The sequence below is a fragment of the Mycolicibacterium celeriflavum genome (assembly GCF_010731795.1).
GTDB classification, from domain to species: Bacteria; Actinomycetota; Actinomycetes; order Mycobacteriales; family Mycobacteriaceae; genus Mycobacterium; species Mycobacterium celeriflavum.
In genome coordinates, this window is record NZ_AP022591.1 from 3,573,591 (window position 1) to 3,589,509 (window position 15,919).

A 15,919-nucleotide genomic window follows, 5' to 3' on the forward strand; every position below is an offset into this window, starting at 1 on the left:
GCAGATCACACCGGGGGAGCTGTCGAGAGCGCGGTCACCTGCCTTCGCCGGGCGCGCCTTTCGCGCGCGTCAGCCGTAGAACGTCACGCGGTAGTCGGGGGTCCAGGCACCTTCGAGGCAGCTCAGCGGAACGCCGTCGGGTGACTGCGCGACGCCGGTCGCGTCGCCGCACGGCAGCCGGTTGGTCCGGATGCCGACCAGCGGTGGTGACGCGATCCATGTGCTGTGCGAGCTGCATGCGAGCGTGTTGCCCGACGGGTCGATCCCGAAGTTGTAGCGGGTGTTCTGCACGCAGTGCGTGCCCTCCACCGCGGTCCGGTCGACATACGGGACGCAATCGGTGCCGTCGCAGTAGCCCGGGGACGCCGGCGCATTCGCGGCGGTGAACATCGGTGCGGCGACGAACCCGCACGCGAGCGCAGCTGCAGCCATGAGCCTCATGGGGTTAGCGTATGTGCCCCGCACCGGGGACGGGAACGGAATAGGCTCATATGCCATGAAGCGCGTCATCGTTGCTCTGGCCGCCGCTGCCGGTGCCGCCGCCGTCGTCTGCGCTCCGCCGGCCGGGGCAGACGTCGTGGCCTATCTGGTCAACGTGCACGTGCGACCCGGCTACAACTTCCCGAACGCGGACGCAGCCATCGGTTACGGCAACAGCATCTGCGACCGGGTGGCGGCCAAGATGAGCTACGCCCAACTGGTCGATCAGGTGAAGGCCGACTTCCACACCACGGACTACTACCAGGGCGCCTACCTGATCAACCAGGCCGTCAACGAGCTGTGTCCGGCGCAGATCTGGCAGCTGCGGCAGTCGGCGGCCGGCTACACCCTGTGACGAACGGCGGCGCCCCGATCCGGGACGCCGCCGCCCGTCGTGCACGATTCGCCTATGGGCAGCTGACCTCGATCTCGAACGGCTTGTTGACCGGCTGCAGCGGGTTCGCCATGTCGACGCCCGTGGCCGTGCCGGTGATCTTGTAGGTGTTGCCGTCTTTCTCCGCCTTGGCGTCGCCCTGGCCCGTACCGCTCTGGTAGCCCAGCGTCACGCCGTTGACGTTGCCCAGGCCGACGGACTGCACCGTGGGCTCGTCACCGGAGCTGACCACCGCGCCGATGCCGGTGGTCGCGTCACCGATCGCGATGTTGGTGTTGCCGCCGACCGAACTGCAGACGACCGTGCCCTTTACGGCCTGATCCTGGCCGTCGATCGTGACGGTGGTCTTGCCTTCCGCTGCTGCGGCAGTTGATGTCTCACCCGTCGTCTCTGACTTCTTGTCGTCGGAAGAACAGCCGGACAGTCCGGCGATGACGAGAGCCGCGCCGCCTACCGCGACCAGGAAACCACGCTTCACCACAGTTCTCCTTTTGTTGTCGTGACCCGTCAAGATCGGATCATCTAGAGCAGTATGGTTCGCGGCAACCCTGCGAACAGCGGTTTCGCGGAAAAATTGATCTTGCCCCGTCAGCAGGACAGCCGGATGTGGAAGGGGGCGGAAGTACGAAAGCTCGGCGCGTCGGTGTTGAAGCCGTCGGCCGTGCCCGAGATGTCGTACGTCCGCCCTGTCATAGACACGTCAGCAGCTTCGGCCTCGCTGCCAACCCCGGCGTTGTAACTACCGGTGAACCCGCCGACGTTGTGGATGCCGACCGACTCCGCGGCCAGTTCGTCTTCGGCCGACAGCATCACCGTGATCCCGGACGTGTCATCACCGGTGGTGATGGTGGTGAGCCACCCCGTCGTGTCGCACTGCACCGCCTCGGTGGTGCCGGCGTCGTGGCCGTTGACCGTCACCTGCGCCGTGCCCGCGACGAGTTCGCCCGGCGGCGGTTGGTAGTCCGGCGGATCCGACGAGCATCCGGCGAGCACCAGCACGGTCGCGGCGCAACACGGCCAGCCCCACCGATTTCTCACAGTGCAGAATCTACGGCGTGGCCGTGCCGAATTCTTCCGCTCCGCGAGAGTCGTCGGCACCGTCTTTCAGCGTGGTGACCGAACTGCCCGGGCGCTTCGGCCGCACGGGCGTCATCCGCACCCCGCACGGCGAGATCCACACCCCGGCATTCATTCCCGTGGGAACCCAGGCGACCGTCAAGGCGGTGCTGCCGGAGATGATGAAAGAACTTGGCGCTCAGGCGATTCTGGCCAATGGCTACCACCTGTATCTGCAGCCGGGCGCGGACATCGTCGATGAGGCCGGCGGTTTGGGCGCCTTCATGAACTGGCCGGGGCCGACGTTCACCGACAGCGGCGGATTCCAGGTGCTGTCGCTGGGCGCCGGGTTCCGCAAGGTGCTGGCGATGGACACCGAGCGCGTCCAGGCCGACGACATCATCGCCGAGGGCAAGGAGCGACTGGCCGCCGTCGACGACGACGGTGTGACGTTCCGGTCGCACCTGGACGGGTCAACCCACCGATTCACCCCCGAGGTGTCAATAGGCATCCAGCACCGGTTGGGCGCCGACATCATCTTCGCGTTCGACGAGTTGACCACACTGGTGAACACCCGCGGCTATCAGGAACGCTCCGTGCAGCGCACCCATGACTGGGCCGTGCGCTGCCTGGCCGAACATCGCCGGCTGCAGGCGAGCAGGCCGGACAAGCCGAAACAGGCGCTGTTCGGCGTCGTGCAGGGCGCGCAGTACGAGGATCTGCGGCGGCAGGCCGCGCGGGGTCTGGTGTCGCTCGGGTTCGACGGATACGGCATCGGCGGGGCACTGGAGAAGCAGAACCTGGCCACCATCGTCGGCTGGGTGTGCGAGGAACTGCCCGTCGACAAGCCCCGCCACCTGTTGGGCATCAGTGAGCCCGACGACCTGTTCGACGCGGTGGCCGCCGGCGCCGACACCTTCGACTGCGTGTCCCCGTCGCGCGTCGCGCGCAACGCCGCGCTCTACTCGACCAGCGGCCGCTTCAACATCACCAACGCGCGGTTCCGGCGCGACTTCACGCCCGTCGACGCCGAGTGCGACTGCTACACCTGCGCCCACTACACCCGGGCGTATCTGCATCACCTGTTCAAGGCCAAGGAGATCCTCTCGGCGACGCTGTGCACCATCCACAACCAGCGGTTCGTGGTTCGCCTCGTCGACCGGATGCGCGCGGCGATCGACGCGGGCGAGTTCGACGAGCTGCGCGCCGACGTGCTGGGCCGGTACTACGCGACGCGCACGCGGTAGTTTCACGCCATGCCAACCGAGCTCACCGCCGAGGAGGCCGCCGCGCGGCTCGCTCCCGACGACACGTTAGGGATACCGCTCGGACCCGGCCAGCCGCCGGCGGTCCTGCGGGCGCTCGGCGAGCGCGAGGACTGGACGGATCTGCGGGTGTACGGCGCGTTGCTCGCGGTCGGCACGGAGCTGTTCGGCCGCCCCGGCGTGCATTACCTGTCGGGCTTCTTCGGTCCGCTCGAGCGGGCGCTGCGGGACACGGGCGCCAATGTCGAGTTCGCGCCCGCGGACTTTCGCCGCTTCGGGCCGCTGCTCGAGCAACAGTCGCCGCGGGTGATGACGACCGTCGCAACGCCGCCCGACGCCGACGGCTGGTGCTCGCTGTCCCTGCACGCGGGCGGCACGGTGAACGAATTGCGCCGCGCCGGAACAGATCCCGAGCGGCTGTTGATCGTCGAGTCCTCAACCGCATACCCGCGGACGTTCGGGCTCGGTGAACACCGGAACGCGCTACACGTCGACGAGATCGACATCCTCGTGCACTCGACCGATGCGCCGGTTGCACTTCCGGGCGGCGACGCGGCGCCCACCGAAGCCGATACGGCGATCGCGCGCCACGCGGTCGAGTTCATCACCTCCGGTGCGACACTGCAGACCGGTATCGGTTCGATACCCAGCCAGATCGCGACCCTGCTGGCCGAGGGCGACGGTGGCGAATACGGTTTGCACAGCGAGATGTTCACCGACGGCTGCATGAAACTGCACCGCGCGGGCAAGGTCACCAACACCGGCAAGGGCATCTACGACGGTGTCAGCGTGACGACGTTCGCGTTCGGCTCGGCCGAGCTGTACGCCTGGCTCGACGGCAACCGCGACGTCGCATTCCTGCCCGTCGAGATCGTCAACGCGCCCGGGGTGATCGGGGCCAACAACGACATGGTGTCGATCAACGGTGCGCTCGCCATCGACATTCAGGGCCAGGTCGTCGCCGACACGATCGGCGGCAATCAGTTCAGCGGAGTCGGTGGCGCCGAGGATTTCGTGGCCGGTGCAGGTCTCGAGTTGTCGGACCGCTCGTTGATCTGTCTGCCTTCGACGTTCGAGAGGGACGGCGAGTTGCAGTCGCGGATCGTGCCGTGGTTCGGACCGGGCGCGGTGATCACCACGCCGCGACACCACGTCGACGTGATCGTCACCGAGTACGGCGCCGCGGAACTGGAAGGCAAGACGGTCCGCGAACGCGGTGAGGCACTCGCCGCGATCGCGCATCCGCGGTTCCGCGACGACCTGCTTGCGGCCGCCGAGCGCGCGGCGAAGGGCCGCTCACCCGTCGTCTGAGCCTGAAGCCTCCGGGGTGTAGATCCACGGCCGGCGGGGCAGCCCGGCCGGGTCGAACTCGGCCAGCATGCCCTCGACGTCGCGGGCCCGCCAGCCCAACGACGCGCTGATCTGCGCGAGCGCGCGTTGGGCGCCGACTTCCGCGAGTGTCACGGCGCCGTCGCGCTTGGCCAGACGGGCGCCGTCCTCGTTGAGCACCAGCGCGACGTGGGCGTACGTCGGCTCCGGGAATCCGAGCATCCGAGCCAGGTACGCCTGTCGCGGCGAGGAAGGCAGGAGGTCGTCACCGCGCACCACCTGGTCGATGCCCTGCGCCGAGTCGTCGACGACGACCGCGAGGTTGTACGCGGGCACGCCGTCGCCCCGGCGCACCACGAAATCGTCGACGATGCCGGTGTAGTCGCCGTGCAGCAGGTCACCGATCGTGTGCACGATCGCGTCGGTGCGCAGCCGTAACGCGGGCGCCCGTCCGATCTCGGCCCGGCGTGCCGCGCGCTCGGCGTCGGTGAGGTCGCGGCAGGTCCCCGGGTAGGCGCCCTGCGGCGCGTGCGGGGCCCGCGGCGCTTGCGCGATATCCTTTCGGCTGCAATAGCATTCGTACAGCAACCCCCGACTCGCCAGCTCCTCTAGCGCCGAGGAGTAGCGGTCGGGCTGCTCGGACTGCCACTCGACGGCATCCCACGTCAACCCGATCGCCTCGAGGTCGGCGAGTTGACGTCGGCCGATGTCGACGGAGGTGCGGTCGTCGAGGTCGTCGACGCGGATGAGGAACCGCCGTCCGGTGGAGCGGGCGAACAACCACGCGAGCACCGCGGTGCGCAGGTTGCCGATGTGCAGGTCGGCAGACGGGCTCGGGGCGAACCTGCCTGCGGTCACCCGTGCAATGTAGCTACTGGCGCTCCCACGGCGGGTCGTCGCCCATCTTCTTGTAGTACTTGGCGAGGTGGCTTTTCACCCGGTCGATGTCGTCTTCGGGCAGATCGATGCCGCCGCGGGCGCCGTCCATGATCGCGCCCGCCGCCATCACCCCGCGCGGCACGACTTTGAGACTGTCGCCGACCACGTCGGCGATCAGCAGTTTGTAGGCGGTGAAGTTGTCCTTTTCATCGCTGTCGTACCAGACATGTGCATTGCGATACTTCTCGTTCGGTTCGTCCTGCGCGTCGGCCCATTTGCGGACCCTCTTCTCGGCGGCGTCGCCGTCCCAGTCGCGGTCCCGCTCTGCCAGAGGTAGGTCCTGAAATGCGGTTACGGACATTGCAGAGAAGTGCCCACGCGTCGGCCTCGTGAAACCGTTGCACAGGTGTCAGCGGTTACGGTTGGGTGACTACGGGCGCGAAGTGAGCCGACATGGGGTATCAACGGAAGCGTCCAGCACTGGACCATCAACAAAACAACGGCTAGGCCCTGCGGTGTCGACACACACTGAGCTTGCCGAGTGAACTGCACCGGGAGCCGCGTCGACGGACACGAGAGAACCCATGGACGCCCAAGATCCCGAGCACGCCGTCAACCCGCAGCATTCTCCCGTCGACCAGGACCAACCGCCGGGCGTTGTGAAAAAGGCCATCGCGGCTTCGGCCGTCGGAAACTTCACCGAATGGTTCGACTACGGTCTCTACGCCTACGGCGTCACCTATATCTCCGCGGCGATCTTCCCCGGCGAAGGTGCCACGGCGACGTTGTTGGCCCTGATGACTTTCGCTGTCTCATTTCTCGTCCGGCCACTCGGTGGATTCGTCTGGGGCCCACTCGGCGACCGACTCGGTCGGCGGCGGGTGCTCGCCGTCACGATCCTGGTGATGGCCAGCGCGACGCTGGGTGTCGGACTCGTCCCCAGCTACGCCGCGATCGGGTTCTGGGCTCCCGTGCTCATGGTGGTGCTGCGGATGATCCAGGGTTTCTCCACCGGCGGCGAATACGGCGGCGCGGCCACCTTCATGGCCGAGTACGCGCCGGCGCGTCGACGTGGGCTGCTGGGCAGCTTCCTCGAGTTCGGCACCTTGGCGGGTTTCTCCGCAGGCGCGCTGCTGATGCTCGGCTTTTCGCTGGTGCTGAGCGACGACCAGATGAACACGTGGGGGTGGCGGTTACCGTTCCTCGTCGCGGCTCCACTCGGCCTGATCGGCCTCTACCTGCGCAGCCGGCTCGACGAGACACCGGTTTTCAGGGCTCTCGAGCAGGAGGGGCAGCGAGAGAAGAACATCTGGGCCGAATTCAGGGACCTCATCGCCGAGTACTGGGGACCGATCCTGCGGCTCGGCGGTCTGGTCGTCGCGCTGAACGTGGTGAACTACACGTTGCTCAGCTACATGCCGACCTACCTGAAGACCGCGATCGGGCTGTCCACCGACATGTCGCTGGTCGTACCCATCATCGGCATGCTGTCGATGATGGTGTTCCTGCCGTTCGCGGGACTTGCCTCTGACAGGTTCGGGCGCAAGCCGCTGTGGTGGATATCGCTGGTCGGCCTGTTCGTCGGCGTCGTGCCGATGTTCATGCTGATGTCGACCGGTGTGGTCGGGGCCGTCATCGGCTTCGCCGTGCTGGGCCTGCTGTACGTGCCGCAGCTGGCCACCATCTCGGCGACCTTCCCGGCGATGTTCCCAACCCAGGTGCGATACGCCGGCTTCGCAATCGCCTACAACGTGTCGACGGCGATCTTCGGTGGCACCGCACCGGCGGTCAACGACTGGATGGTCATTCAGACCGGCAACAACCTGATGCCGGCCTTCTACATGATGGCGGCCTGTCTCATCGGGGTGATTGCGTTGCTCAAGGTGCCCGAAACCACGCGCTGTCCGATCTACGGCACGAAGATCCCCGGCACACCGGGGGCCCCGGCGCAGTTGGACTACGAGCTGGCTGGCAGCCGCTGAGTCACAGGACGGCGCTCACGGCGTCGGACCAGATGCCGGCCGCCTCGTCGATCTGCTCGGCGGTGACGACGAGGGCAGGGATGAACCGCACCACCTGGCCCCACGCCCCGCAAGTCAGTAACAGCAGGCCGCGCCGGGCGGCCTCCTGCTGCACGGCCACGGCGGTCGCGGCGTCGGGTTTGCCTGCCGCATCGCGGAATTCGGTGCCGAGCATCAGCCCGAGGCCGCGCACATCGCTGATCGCGTCGAACTTGTCGCCGACGGTCTGCAGCGCCTCGAACAACTGGGCGCCACGCTCGGCGGCGTTGTCGACCAGGTGTTCGTCGGCGATCACGTCGAGGGTGGCCAGCGCGGCCGCACACGCCACCGCGTTGGCGCCGTACGTGCCGCCCTGCGAGCCCGGCCACGCCTTCTCCATCACGGCCGCGGGCGCCGCGATCCCCGACAGCGGGAAGCCCGACGCCAGCCCCTTGGCGGTGATCAGGATGTCGGGGCGCGCCCCCGAATCGCCGAGGAAGTGCTGATGCCCCCAGAAGCGGCCGGTGCGGCCGAAGCCGGTCTGCACCTCGTCGACGACCAGCAGGATGCCGTGGGCGTCAGCGCGCTCGCGCAACCCGGCGAAGAACCGCTCGTTGGCCGGCACGTAGCCGCCCTCGCCGAGCACCGGTTCGACGAAGAACGCGGCGGTGTCGGCGGGCGCGCTGATCGTCTGCAGCACATAGTCCAACTGAGCCAGAGCGAAGTCGGTGGCCTGCTCGACCGGCCAACCGAAGTGGCCCGGATCCGGGAACGGCGCCACGTGCACCCCGGCCATCAGCGGGGAGAATCCCGAGCGGAACTTGGTGCCGGAGGTTGTCATCGAGGCCGCCGCGACGGTGCGGCCGTGGAAGCCGCCGTGGAAGACGATGACGTTGGGGCGGCCGGTGGCTTGCCGAGACAGCCGCAGTGCCGCTTCCACGGCCTCGCTGCCGGAGTTGGCGAAGAACAGCCGGTCCAGCCCGGCCGGCAGCACCTCGCCCAACCGCTCCACGAGCGTGAGCAGCGGCCGGTGCATCACCGTCGTGTACTGGCCGTGGATGAGTGTGGCGACCTGGCGCTGCGCGGCCTCCACCACTCGTGGATGGCAGTGCCCGGTACTGGTCACGCCGATGCCCGCGGTGAAGTCGAGGTATGCGCGGTCCTGCTCGTCATAGAGCAGCACCCCTTCGCCGCGGGCGGCCAGCACACCTGTGGCCTGTTTGAGGATTTGCGAGAGCTGTGGGGCTGTGGACGCCGAGGTCATGGCATGATCTTCAGGGGCTCGCTGTAGATTGTCAACAATCCGACAGGAGAGGCGACGTGGGCGGTAATCGCGAAGAGGCAGTGATCGATGCGGTGGGCAAGCGACTGTTCGTCGACGGCAAGTGGGCCGACGCGACCGGGGGCCGCACCTTCGATGTGCTCGACCCGGCCACCGGTCAGGCGCTGTGCGCGGTGGCCGACGCCACGCCTGCCGACGCCAGAGCGGCATTGGACGCGGCGGTCGCCGCGCAACCAGACTTCGCTGCCATTCCGCCGCGGGCCCGCGCCGACATGTTGATGGCGGCGTTCGAATTGTTGCACGACCGCGTCAACGACCTGGCGCTGCTGATGACGCTGGAGATGGGCAAGCCGCTCGCGGAGGCCAGGGGTGAAATCGCTTACGCCGCTGAGTTTTTCCGACACTTCGCGGAGGAGGCCACCCGGATCGACGGCGGCTATCAGACGGCACCCGCCGGCGGCGCACGGTTCCTCGTCGCTCGCCAGCCGGTCGGGCCGTGCCTGCTGATCACCCCGTGGAACTTCCCGATGGCGATGGGCACCCGCAAGCTGGGCCCGGCCATCGCCGCGGGCTGCACCAGCGTGATCAAACCTGCGCACCAGACGCCGCTGTCGATGCTGGCGTTGATGGAAATCCTCGACGAGGCGGGCGTGCCTGCCGGTGCCGTCAACTGCATCACCGCGATGGATGCGAACGCGGTGATGGAACCGCTGATCCGGTCCGGACGGGCACGCAAGCTGTCGTTCACCGGTTCGACGGCTGTCGGGCGGATCCTGCTCGAGCAGTGCGCGCAGAAGGTGCTGCGGACCTCGATGGAACTCGGCGGCAACGCTCCGTTCATCGTGTTCGCCGATGCCGACCTCGATGAGGCGGTGGACGGGGCGATCGCTGCCAAGATGCGCAACATGGGCGAGGCGTGCACGGCCGCGAACCGAATCTTCGTGCACGCGACGGTGATCGACGAGTTCGGGAGCCGACTGGCCGAGCGGATGGCTGCGCTGGTCGTCGGCCGCGGCACGGAGGACGGTGTCGAGGTCGGTCCGCTGATCGACGAAGCTGGGCTCCACAAGGTCCAGGCCCTGGTCGACGATGCGGTGGCTCGCGGCGCCCGCGTGCTGACCGGTGGCTCGGCCGTCCGGGGCGACGGCTACTTCTACCCGCCCACCGTGCTGACGGGCGTTCCGCGTGAGGCCAGGATGTCCAGCGAGGAGATCTTCGGTCCCGTCGCCCCACTGACGCCGTTCGAGACCGAGGACGACGTGATCGCCGCCGCCAACGACACGGAGTACGGCCTGGTGGCCTACGTGTTCACCAATGATCTTCGGCGGGCGCTGCGCGTCGCCGAGGCGCTGGAGACCGGCATGGTCGGGCTGAACCAGGGCGTGGTGTCCAACCCGGCAGCGCCTTTCGGCGGCGTCAAGCAGTCCGGCCTCGGACGCGAGGGCGGGGCGGTGGGGATCGACGAGTTCTTGGAGACCAAGTACGTCGGCATCGCGCTCAAGTGAGGTCAGGCGTCGCGGGCCAGGCGTGCAATCAGCCGGTCGACGGCGTCTTCCATGTGGGCGATCAACAGCTTGTCCGACAGCTGCACGTCGCCGGCTCTGATCGCGGTGGCCAGGGCCTGGTGCTCGGCCACCCGATCGGTCGGATTGTCGTAGGTGTCGGCCAGCGCGTGCACGCACATCCGCGTCTCGACGAGATAGGTCTGATGCATCCGCGACAGCCGCGGACTTTCGGCCAGCTCGACGAGGCGCTCGTGGAATCGGATGTCGGCTTCGCTGCCCTCATCGACATCTGCCGCGGTGGCCATCTCCTCGACGATGACGAGCAACTCGTCGCCGGCGGCGGCGTAGCGGCCCTGCAGAATCCGCCTGGTGGCGGCGCGTTCGATGGCTTCCCGCGCGAGGTACATGTCGGAGGCCACTTCGGGCGTCATATCGATCACGAACACCCCGCGGTTGCGGATCGAGATGAGTAGGCCTTCCTGGGTCAGGCGCTGCATGCCTTCGCGCAGAGGACCGCGGCTCACGCCGAGCTTGCGGGCCAGGTCGGCCTCGATCAGCTGAGTGCCGGGGGCCAGTTCGCCGTGCGCGATGGCATTTCGTAGCTTGTCGGCAACGATGCTCGGTGTGGACTCCTGTTCCACCGGCGCGAGGAACTCGGTCATTGGGCCTCCTCGAACAGCAGGCCCAGCCCGGGGATCGCGGGCACGCGGCCGACGAGCTGCAGCCCCTTCCAGACTGTCACCTGATTGGCGGTGAGCACGGGTTTGTCGACCGCGGTTTCGAGCCAGTCGACGATCGCCAGCGTGTGCATAGCGGTGTCGGGAACCAGCACCGCCTGTGCGTCGGGATGGTCCGCCGCGATGACCATGTCGATGACCCGTTCCGGCGTCAGGGAACCGACCTCGGCGGCGGTGATGATTCCGTGGCTACCGATCGCCACCACCTCCACGCCGGCGGCGGACAGGTACTCGACGAAGTGCTCGGCGACGTCATGTGGGTAGGACGCGGCCACGGCGACACGTCGGATGCCGAGGTGGCGTAGCGCGTCGACGAATGCGATAGAGGTGGATGACGCCGGCACACCCGCCGCCGCAGTGACTTTCGCGGCCTGGTGCCGCGCGCCGTCGGGACCGAACACAAAGCTGCCCGACGTACACGCCCACATCACCGCCTGCGGACGGGTGTCGGCAAGCTGCCGGACGCCGTCGGCCAGACGTTCGTCGCTGCCCAGGTCCAACAGCGCATCGACCCGGTGCGCGTCCTCCCCGACCGAGGTGATGACCACAGGCAGCCGTAACTCACCGGCCACCCGAGCCTCCAGCGCTTCGAAGTCGTCTTCAGCGCTGTGTCCGGGGTAGAGCAGTCCTACGGTCGCCATGCGGCCCCCTGCGAGCATTCGTCGACGGGAAGATTGTCGACAATGTTAACAACCGGCCCATTCGGAACTACGTCTCCAGCAAGCGCTGCCCTGGTCCGACGGCCTTGCGCCCGGCGACGCGCAGCGCAGCCCACATCGTCACTTGGTTGGCCGTGACCACCGGCTTCCGCAGATCGGCCTCCAAATCGGCGATCAGGTCATAAGTCGGCAGGTTGGTGCAACTGATGACGATGGCCTCTGCGTCGGAGACGTCGGTGGCTCGCACGAGGTCTGCCGTCTGCGCGTACGGCACCGACCAGATCCGCGAGGTCAGACCCAGCCCGGACGTGGCAACCACCTCCACGCCGGCCTCCATCAGGTAACTGGTCAAGCCGACAGTCAAATCCGTGGTGTAGGGGGTGACGGTCGCGACCCTGCTGACCCCGAGGTGCCGCAACGCCTCGAGCATGGAACCGCTGGTGGTCACCGCCGCCGGGGCGCCGGCCGCTCGCATCGCCGCGACCAGGGCGGCCTCGCCGGCCATGCCCTTGACGAAGCTGCCCGCGGTGCACGCGTACGCGGTCACCAGGGGCGACACCGCGAGCACGTTGGCGGCGCCGGCAACCACATGTTCGGCATCGGAGATGTGCACCGCCATGTCGACCGTTACCTGCAGCGGGGCATACCGCAGGCGGGTGACGTAGAGGCTCACATCGTCGGGTACCCAGCGCCAGAGTTCGCGATCGAGCGCGAAGTCGTATGGCGTCACCACGCCTATGCCTACCTGCTGCAATGGCGGGGTCGGCACCAGTTCCCCGATCGTCATTTCCACAGTGTGAGGCCACAACGCGAAACCAGCAACAGATTGTTGACAATCATACGGCGTGTCCTTAGCCTCGTGGCGTGCCGACCCCCCGCGACCGCGTTCGGATCGCGCGGCGTGGAGGTGTGTTCGAGCAGGTCAGAGTAGGTTCCGAGCGACCCGTGGTCGCCGTTCTGTGCGCGCGGGCGACCGACCGGCCCCCCGGTCTCGGCGGGCTGGATGTCGACTTCCGGTACTGCACCGCGGCCGACCTTGCCGTTGCGGTCCGCGGAGCCCGCGCTCTGCTGCTCTGGGACTTCTTCTCCTCCGCGGTGCGCGACGTCTGGGCCGAGGCCGCCGGGTTGGAGTGGATACATGTCACCGCGGCCGGCGTCGACACCCTGCTCTTCAACGAACTGCGCGACTCCGATGTTGTGGTGACCAATGCCCGCGGCGTGTTCGACCGCCCGATCGCCGAGTATGTGCTCGGCGCGGTGCTCGCCAACGCCAAGGACAGTCGCACCAGTTTCGCGCTGCAGCGCGAGCACCGGTGGCGGCACCGTGAGACGCGTGGCATCGCCGGAGCGCGTGCGCTGGTCGTCGGCACCGGCGGCATCGGCCGGGAGATTGCCCGGCTGCTGCGCGCCGCGGGTATGCAGGTGCGCGGAATCGGTCGCGTCGCTAGAACAGACGACCCGGACTTCGGCGATGTGAGCCCGAGCGCGGACTTGGCCGCCGAGGTCGGCTGGTGCGATCACCTGGTGCTGGCCGCGCCGCTGACGAACTCGACTCACGGCCTGGTGGACGCGTCCGTACTGGCCGCGATGAGGGCCGACGCCCATCTGGTCAACATCGGCCGCGGTCCGCTGGTCGATGAGTCGGCGCTGCTTTCGGCGTTGCGCGACAACAGCATTGGCGGCGCAACCCTGGACGTATTCGACACGGAGCCGCTGCCTGCCGATCATCCGCTGTGGGACGCTCCCAACGTGACGATCACCGCGCACATGGCCGGCGACGTGGTGGGCTGGCGCGAGACGTTGGCGGACCAGTTCGCCGGCAATGTGCGGCGCTGGCTGGCCGGTGAACCGTTGCTCAACGTGGTGGACAAGAAACTTGGCTACGTTCCGGGGAGTTCGCGATGATCCCGCCGGCCGTCGAACTGGTGCAGGGCTATCGCGCCAAAACCATCTCTCCGGTGGAGGCCACGCAGGAGGCGTTGGCCGCCATCGACGCCCACGACGGCACCGTGAACGCATTCGTCCTCGTTGACCCCGGCGGTGCGCTCGCGGCCGCGCGGGCATCCGAGGCGCGCTGGCATGCGGGGCAGCCGCTCGGACCCGGCGACGGGGTACCGACGTCGATCAAGGACGCGCTGTGGACCCGCGGATGGCCGACGCTGCGCGGCAGTTGGCTCATCGACGAGGAGGGCCCGTGGGACGAGGACGCGCCCTGTGTGGCGCGACTTCGCGAGACGGGCGCCGTGCTGCTCGGCAAGACCACCACACCGGAGTACTCGTGGAAGGGCGTCACCGACTCCCCCCGGTTCGGCGTGACCGGCAATCCGTGGGATCCAGCCAAGACGGCGGGCGGGTCGAGCGGCGGCAGCGCGGCAGCAGTAGGTCTGGGCATGGGGGTGTGGTCGGTCGGCACTGACGCGGGCGGATCGGTGCGTATCCCTGCGGCATTTACCGGAACGGTCGCGCTCAAGCCGACTTACGGGCTGATCCCGCACTACCCGCCGAGCCCGTTCGGGACGCTGGCCCATCCCGGTCCGATGACCAGGACGGTAGCCGACACTGCAGCGCTGATCGATGTGATCACCGGCTTCGACGCCCGGGACTGGGCGGCGATGCCGACGCCGCAACAGTCCTTTCTGGCCGGCCTCGACGACGGCGTCGCCGGTATACGGGTGGCCTTCTCGCCGAACCTCGGATTCGTGCACAACGATGCGGAGGTGGACGCCGCGGTGCGGGCCGCCGTGACGGTGCTGGCCGACGCGGGCGCGCGGGTCGAGGAGATGGACCCGGGGTTCGTCGACCCGATAGAGGCCTTCCACGTGTTGTGGTTCTCCGGCGCGGCGAAAGTGTTGCAGTCCTACGGTGATATCCGGGAAGACTGGGCCGATCGGGTCGACGCCGGCCTGCGCCGGATTGCGGCGGTGGGTGCGACTTTCTCGGCGTCGGACTATCTCGACGCGATGGCCGTGCGAATGCGCCTGGGTGAGTTAATGGGACGCCTCCACCAGGATTACGACGTGCTGGTCACACCGACCCTGCCGCTGCCGGCCTTCGAGGCCGGTCGCGATGTGCCCGTGGGCTGGCCGTCGCCGGACTGGGCGACCTGGACGCCGTACACCTATCCGTTCAACATGACCCAGCAGCCCGCGCTGAGCGTGCCGTGCGGATTCACCGCGGCCGGTCTGCCGATCGGGCTGCAGATCGTCGGTCCCCGGCATGCGGATGCATTGGTGTTGCGGGTGGGGCGGGCATACGAATCGGCCACCGACTGGACCCGGCGCATGCCGGCACTGACCGCACAAGGAGTTCGATGAGCAGGCTGATCACCGTGTCCCTGGACAAGCGCAGCGTCAGCTGTGTCGCCCGACTGCTGGACGACGCGGCGCCACGCACGTGCGCGGCGGTGTGGGACGCGCTGTCCGACGGAAAAGTCCTGTCGGCACCGGTGTTTCACGGCAAGTACGCACGCAACGAGATCTATACGCTGTTCCCGGCGTTCGCGTCCGTCGATCCCGGTAGGGAGAACACCACGGTGACGCCGATACCGGGCGACCTGTGCTGGTTCTCGTTCGACTCCGACCAACTGGGAAATCCCGCTTACGGCTACGAGAACAGCACGGGTACGGGAAGCACCGGCCCGATCGTCGACCTCGCGATGTTCTACGGCCGCAACAACCTACTGATCAATGGCGATCAGGGCTGGGTGCCAGGCAATGTATTCGGCGCTGTCATCGAAGGTCTCGACGAGATGGCTGCGGCCTGCCAGGACCTATGGATGGGTGGTGTGCGTGGGGAGACGCTGAGCTTTCAGCGCGTTACTTGAGGATTGACGCACGCAGGGCCGGTCCGACGGCCTCGTCGGCTGACTACAGCGGCTGCAAGCTGATCGGGTTCTCGTGCCGGCCCGCGTTGGGGTCGTTGCAGGCCCCGGGTTTCGACGTGTAGGTGGCGGTGCCCGCCAGGGTGGCGGCGTCGAACGCATAGGACAGATCCCCCGGCCCGGTACTACCGTCGGGACACGTCCAGCCGTTCGGGACGTCGTGGCGCTCGACGATCCACGGGCCGTCGGCCCCCCGGCTGATATGGGCGATCATGCCTGTGGAACTCGACACCGTCCCGGCGCAAAAGCCCTCGGGGTTACATTGCGTGGTGATCGCCCACGTGTTGGACGTTGCGCCGTTGACGAATCGGAAGTCGCCCTCCAGGCGACCGTCCGCCCATGCGGGGCTAGCCGATCCGATCGCGACGCCCGCGATTGCCGCCGCCACTGCCATGGCGCGTGTGAGCATCATGCAGGCAGCATCACACGTTCGGGGCAGCTAGATCTCCCATC

General features: G+C 67.8%; 18 protein-coding genes. 8 read left to right on the top strand and 10 right to left on the bottom strand.

The window, feature by feature from the left end:
* Window positions 1-69 precede the first annotated feature (69 nt).
* Entirely contained in the window at window positions 70-441 is a 372-nt protein-coding gene (locus tag G6N18_RS17320; RefSeq protein WP_067219350.1) for a hypothetical protein, read from the bottom strand.
* 55 nt (window positions 442-496) lie between these two features.
* On the opposite strand from G6N18_RS17320, the gene G6N18_RS17325 reads away from it, so the two are divergent.
* Window positions 497-835, top strand: a complete 339-nt coding sequence (locus tag G6N18_RS17325; RefSeq protein WP_083000429.1) for a DUF732 domain-containing protein — start codon at window positions 497-499, stop codon at window positions 833-835.
* Between the two features lie 52 nt (window positions 836-887).
* Here G6N18_RS17325 and G6N18_RS17330 read toward each other — a convergent pair whose 3' ends face one another.
* Together G6N18_RS17330 and G6N18_RS17335 are read right to left on the bottom strand one after the other, a co-directional pair.
* Window positions 888-1,352 carry a lipoprotein LpqH gene (locus G6N18_RS17330; protein ID WP_067219605.1) on the bottom strand — a complete coding sequence of 155 codons (465 nt, stop codon included), beginning with the start codon at window positions 1,350-1,352 and terminating at the stop codon, window positions 888-890.
* Between the two features lie 110 nt (window positions 1,353-1,462).
* On the bottom strand, window positions 1,463-1,912 hold the full coding sequence (locus G6N18_RS17335) for a lipoprotein LpqH (RefSeq protein WP_067219356.1): 450 nt from the start codon (window positions 1,910-1,912) through the stop codon (window positions 1,463-1,465).
* A gap of 17 nt (window positions 1,913-1,929) precedes the next feature.
* Here G6N18_RS17335 and tgt point away from each other — a divergent pair, with 17 nt between their 5' ends.
* A complete protein-coding gene (tgt, locus tag G6N18_RS17340; RefSeq protein ID WP_083000428.1) occupies window positions 1,930-3,177 on the top strand; it encodes a tRNA guanosine(34) transglycosylase Tgt in 1,248 nt (415 codons plus the stop codon).
* Window positions 3,178-3,186: 9 nt separating this feature from the next.
* Window positions 3,187-4,506, top strand: a complete 1,320-nt coding sequence (locus G6N18_RS17345) for an acetyl-CoA hydrolase/transferase family protein (RefSeq protein ID WP_083000426.1) — start codon at window positions 3,187-3,189, stop codon at window positions 4,504-4,506.
* On the opposite strand, the gene gluQRS is transcribed toward G6N18_RS17345, so the two are convergent.
* Both gluQRS and G6N18_RS17355 read right to left on the bottom strand, forming a co-directional pair.
* Window positions 4,492-5,382 (bottom strand): tRNA glutamyl-Q(34) synthetase GluQRS, encoded by an 891-nt coding sequence (gene gluQRS, locus G6N18_RS17350; protein ID WP_083000424.1) that lies wholly within the window; start codon window positions 5,380-5,382, stop codon window positions 4,492-4,494. The two genes, G6N18_RS17345 and gluQRS, sit on opposite strands and share 15 nt — an antisense overlap.
* 13 nt (window positions 5,383-5,395) lie before the next feature.
* Complete coding sequence (locus G6N18_RS17355) at window positions 5,396-5,764, bottom strand: hypothetical protein (RefSeq protein ID WP_067219361.1); 369 nt, start codon at window positions 5,762-5,764, stop codon at window positions 5,396-5,398.
* A 223-nt stretch (window positions 5,765-5,987) separates the two neighbouring features.
* On the opposite strand from G6N18_RS17355, the gene G6N18_RS17360 reads away from it, so the two are divergent.
* A complete protein-coding gene (locus G6N18_RS17360; protein ID WP_067219366.1) occupies window positions 5,988-7,385 on the top strand; it encodes an MFS transporter in 1,398 nt (465 codons plus the stop codon).
* 1 nt (window position 7,386) lies between these two features.
* Here G6N18_RS17360 and G6N18_RS17365 read toward each other — a convergent pair whose 3' ends face one another.
* Window positions 7,387-8,667, bottom strand: a complete 1,281-nt coding sequence (locus G6N18_RS17365) for an aspartate aminotransferase family protein (protein WP_067219369.1) — start codon at window positions 8,665-8,667, stop codon at window positions 7,387-7,389.
* A gap of 56 nt (window positions 8,668-8,723) precedes the next feature.
* On the opposite strand from G6N18_RS17365, the gene G6N18_RS17370 reads away from it, so the two are divergent.
* Complete coding sequence (locus G6N18_RS17370; RefSeq protein WP_083000423.1) at window positions 8,724-10,190, top strand: NAD-dependent succinate-semialdehyde dehydrogenase; 1,467 nt, start codon at window positions 8,724-8,726, stop codon at window positions 10,188-10,190.
* A gap of 2 nt (window positions 10,191-10,192) precedes the next feature.
* Here G6N18_RS17370 and G6N18_RS17375 read toward each other — a convergent pair whose 3' ends face one another.
* The 3 genes from G6N18_RS17375 to G6N18_RS17385 all read right to left on the bottom strand — a co-directional run bounded on the left by G6N18_RS17375 (window position 10,193) and on the right by G6N18_RS17385 (window position 12,373).
* A complete protein-coding gene (locus G6N18_RS17375) occupies window positions 10,193-10,852 on the bottom strand; it encodes a GntR family transcriptional regulator (protein ID WP_083000421.1) in 660 nt (219 codons plus the stop codon).
* Window positions 10,849-11,568: a maleate cis-trans isomerase family protein gene (locus G6N18_RS17380; RefSeq protein WP_179962318.1), complete on the bottom strand. Its 720-nt coding sequence runs from the start codon at window positions 11,566-11,568 to the stop codon at window positions 10,849-10,851. Before G6N18_RS17380 ends, G6N18_RS17375 begins: the two co-directional genes overlap by 4 nt.
* A 67-nt stretch (window positions 11,569-11,635) precedes the next feature.
* Window positions 11,636-12,373: a maleate cis-trans isomerase family protein gene (locus G6N18_RS17385; protein WP_197931641.1), complete on the bottom strand. Its 738-nt coding sequence runs from the start codon at window positions 12,371-12,373 to the stop codon at window positions 11,636-11,638.
* Between the two features lie 77 nt (window positions 12,374-12,450).
* Between G6N18_RS17385 and G6N18_RS17390 the strand changes: the two genes are divergently transcribed.
* Genes G6N18_RS17390 through G6N18_RS17400 form a run of 3 tightly spaced genes read left to right on the top strand, consistent with a single transcriptional unit; the run spans window position 12,451 to window position 15,409 of the window.
* A complete protein-coding gene (locus G6N18_RS17390; protein ID WP_407663528.1) occupies window positions 12,451-13,491 on the top strand; it encodes a D-2-hydroxyacid dehydrogenase in 1,041 nt (346 codons plus the stop codon).
* Window positions 13,488-14,900 (top strand): amidase, encoded by a 1,413-nt coding sequence (locus G6N18_RS17395; protein ID WP_067219375.1) that lies wholly within the window; start codon window positions 13,488-13,490, stop codon window positions 14,898-14,900. The genes G6N18_RS17390 and G6N18_RS17395 overlap by 4 nt, the downstream gene beginning before the upstream one ends.
* On the top strand, window positions 14,897-15,409 hold the full coding sequence (locus G6N18_RS17400; RefSeq protein WP_067219381.1) for a DUF3830 family protein: 513 nt from the start codon (window positions 14,897-14,899) through the stop codon (window positions 15,407-15,409). Before G6N18_RS17395 ends, G6N18_RS17400 begins: the two co-directional genes overlap by 4 nt.
* Window positions 15,410-15,452: 43 nt before the next feature.
* Here the strand turns inward: G6N18_RS17400 and G6N18_RS17405 are convergent, their stop codons facing one another.
* A complete protein-coding gene (locus G6N18_RS17405; protein WP_067219384.1) occupies window positions 15,453-15,878 on the bottom strand; it encodes a hypothetical protein in 426 nt (141 codons plus the stop codon).
* Window positions 15,879-15,919: the final 41 nt, after the last annotated feature.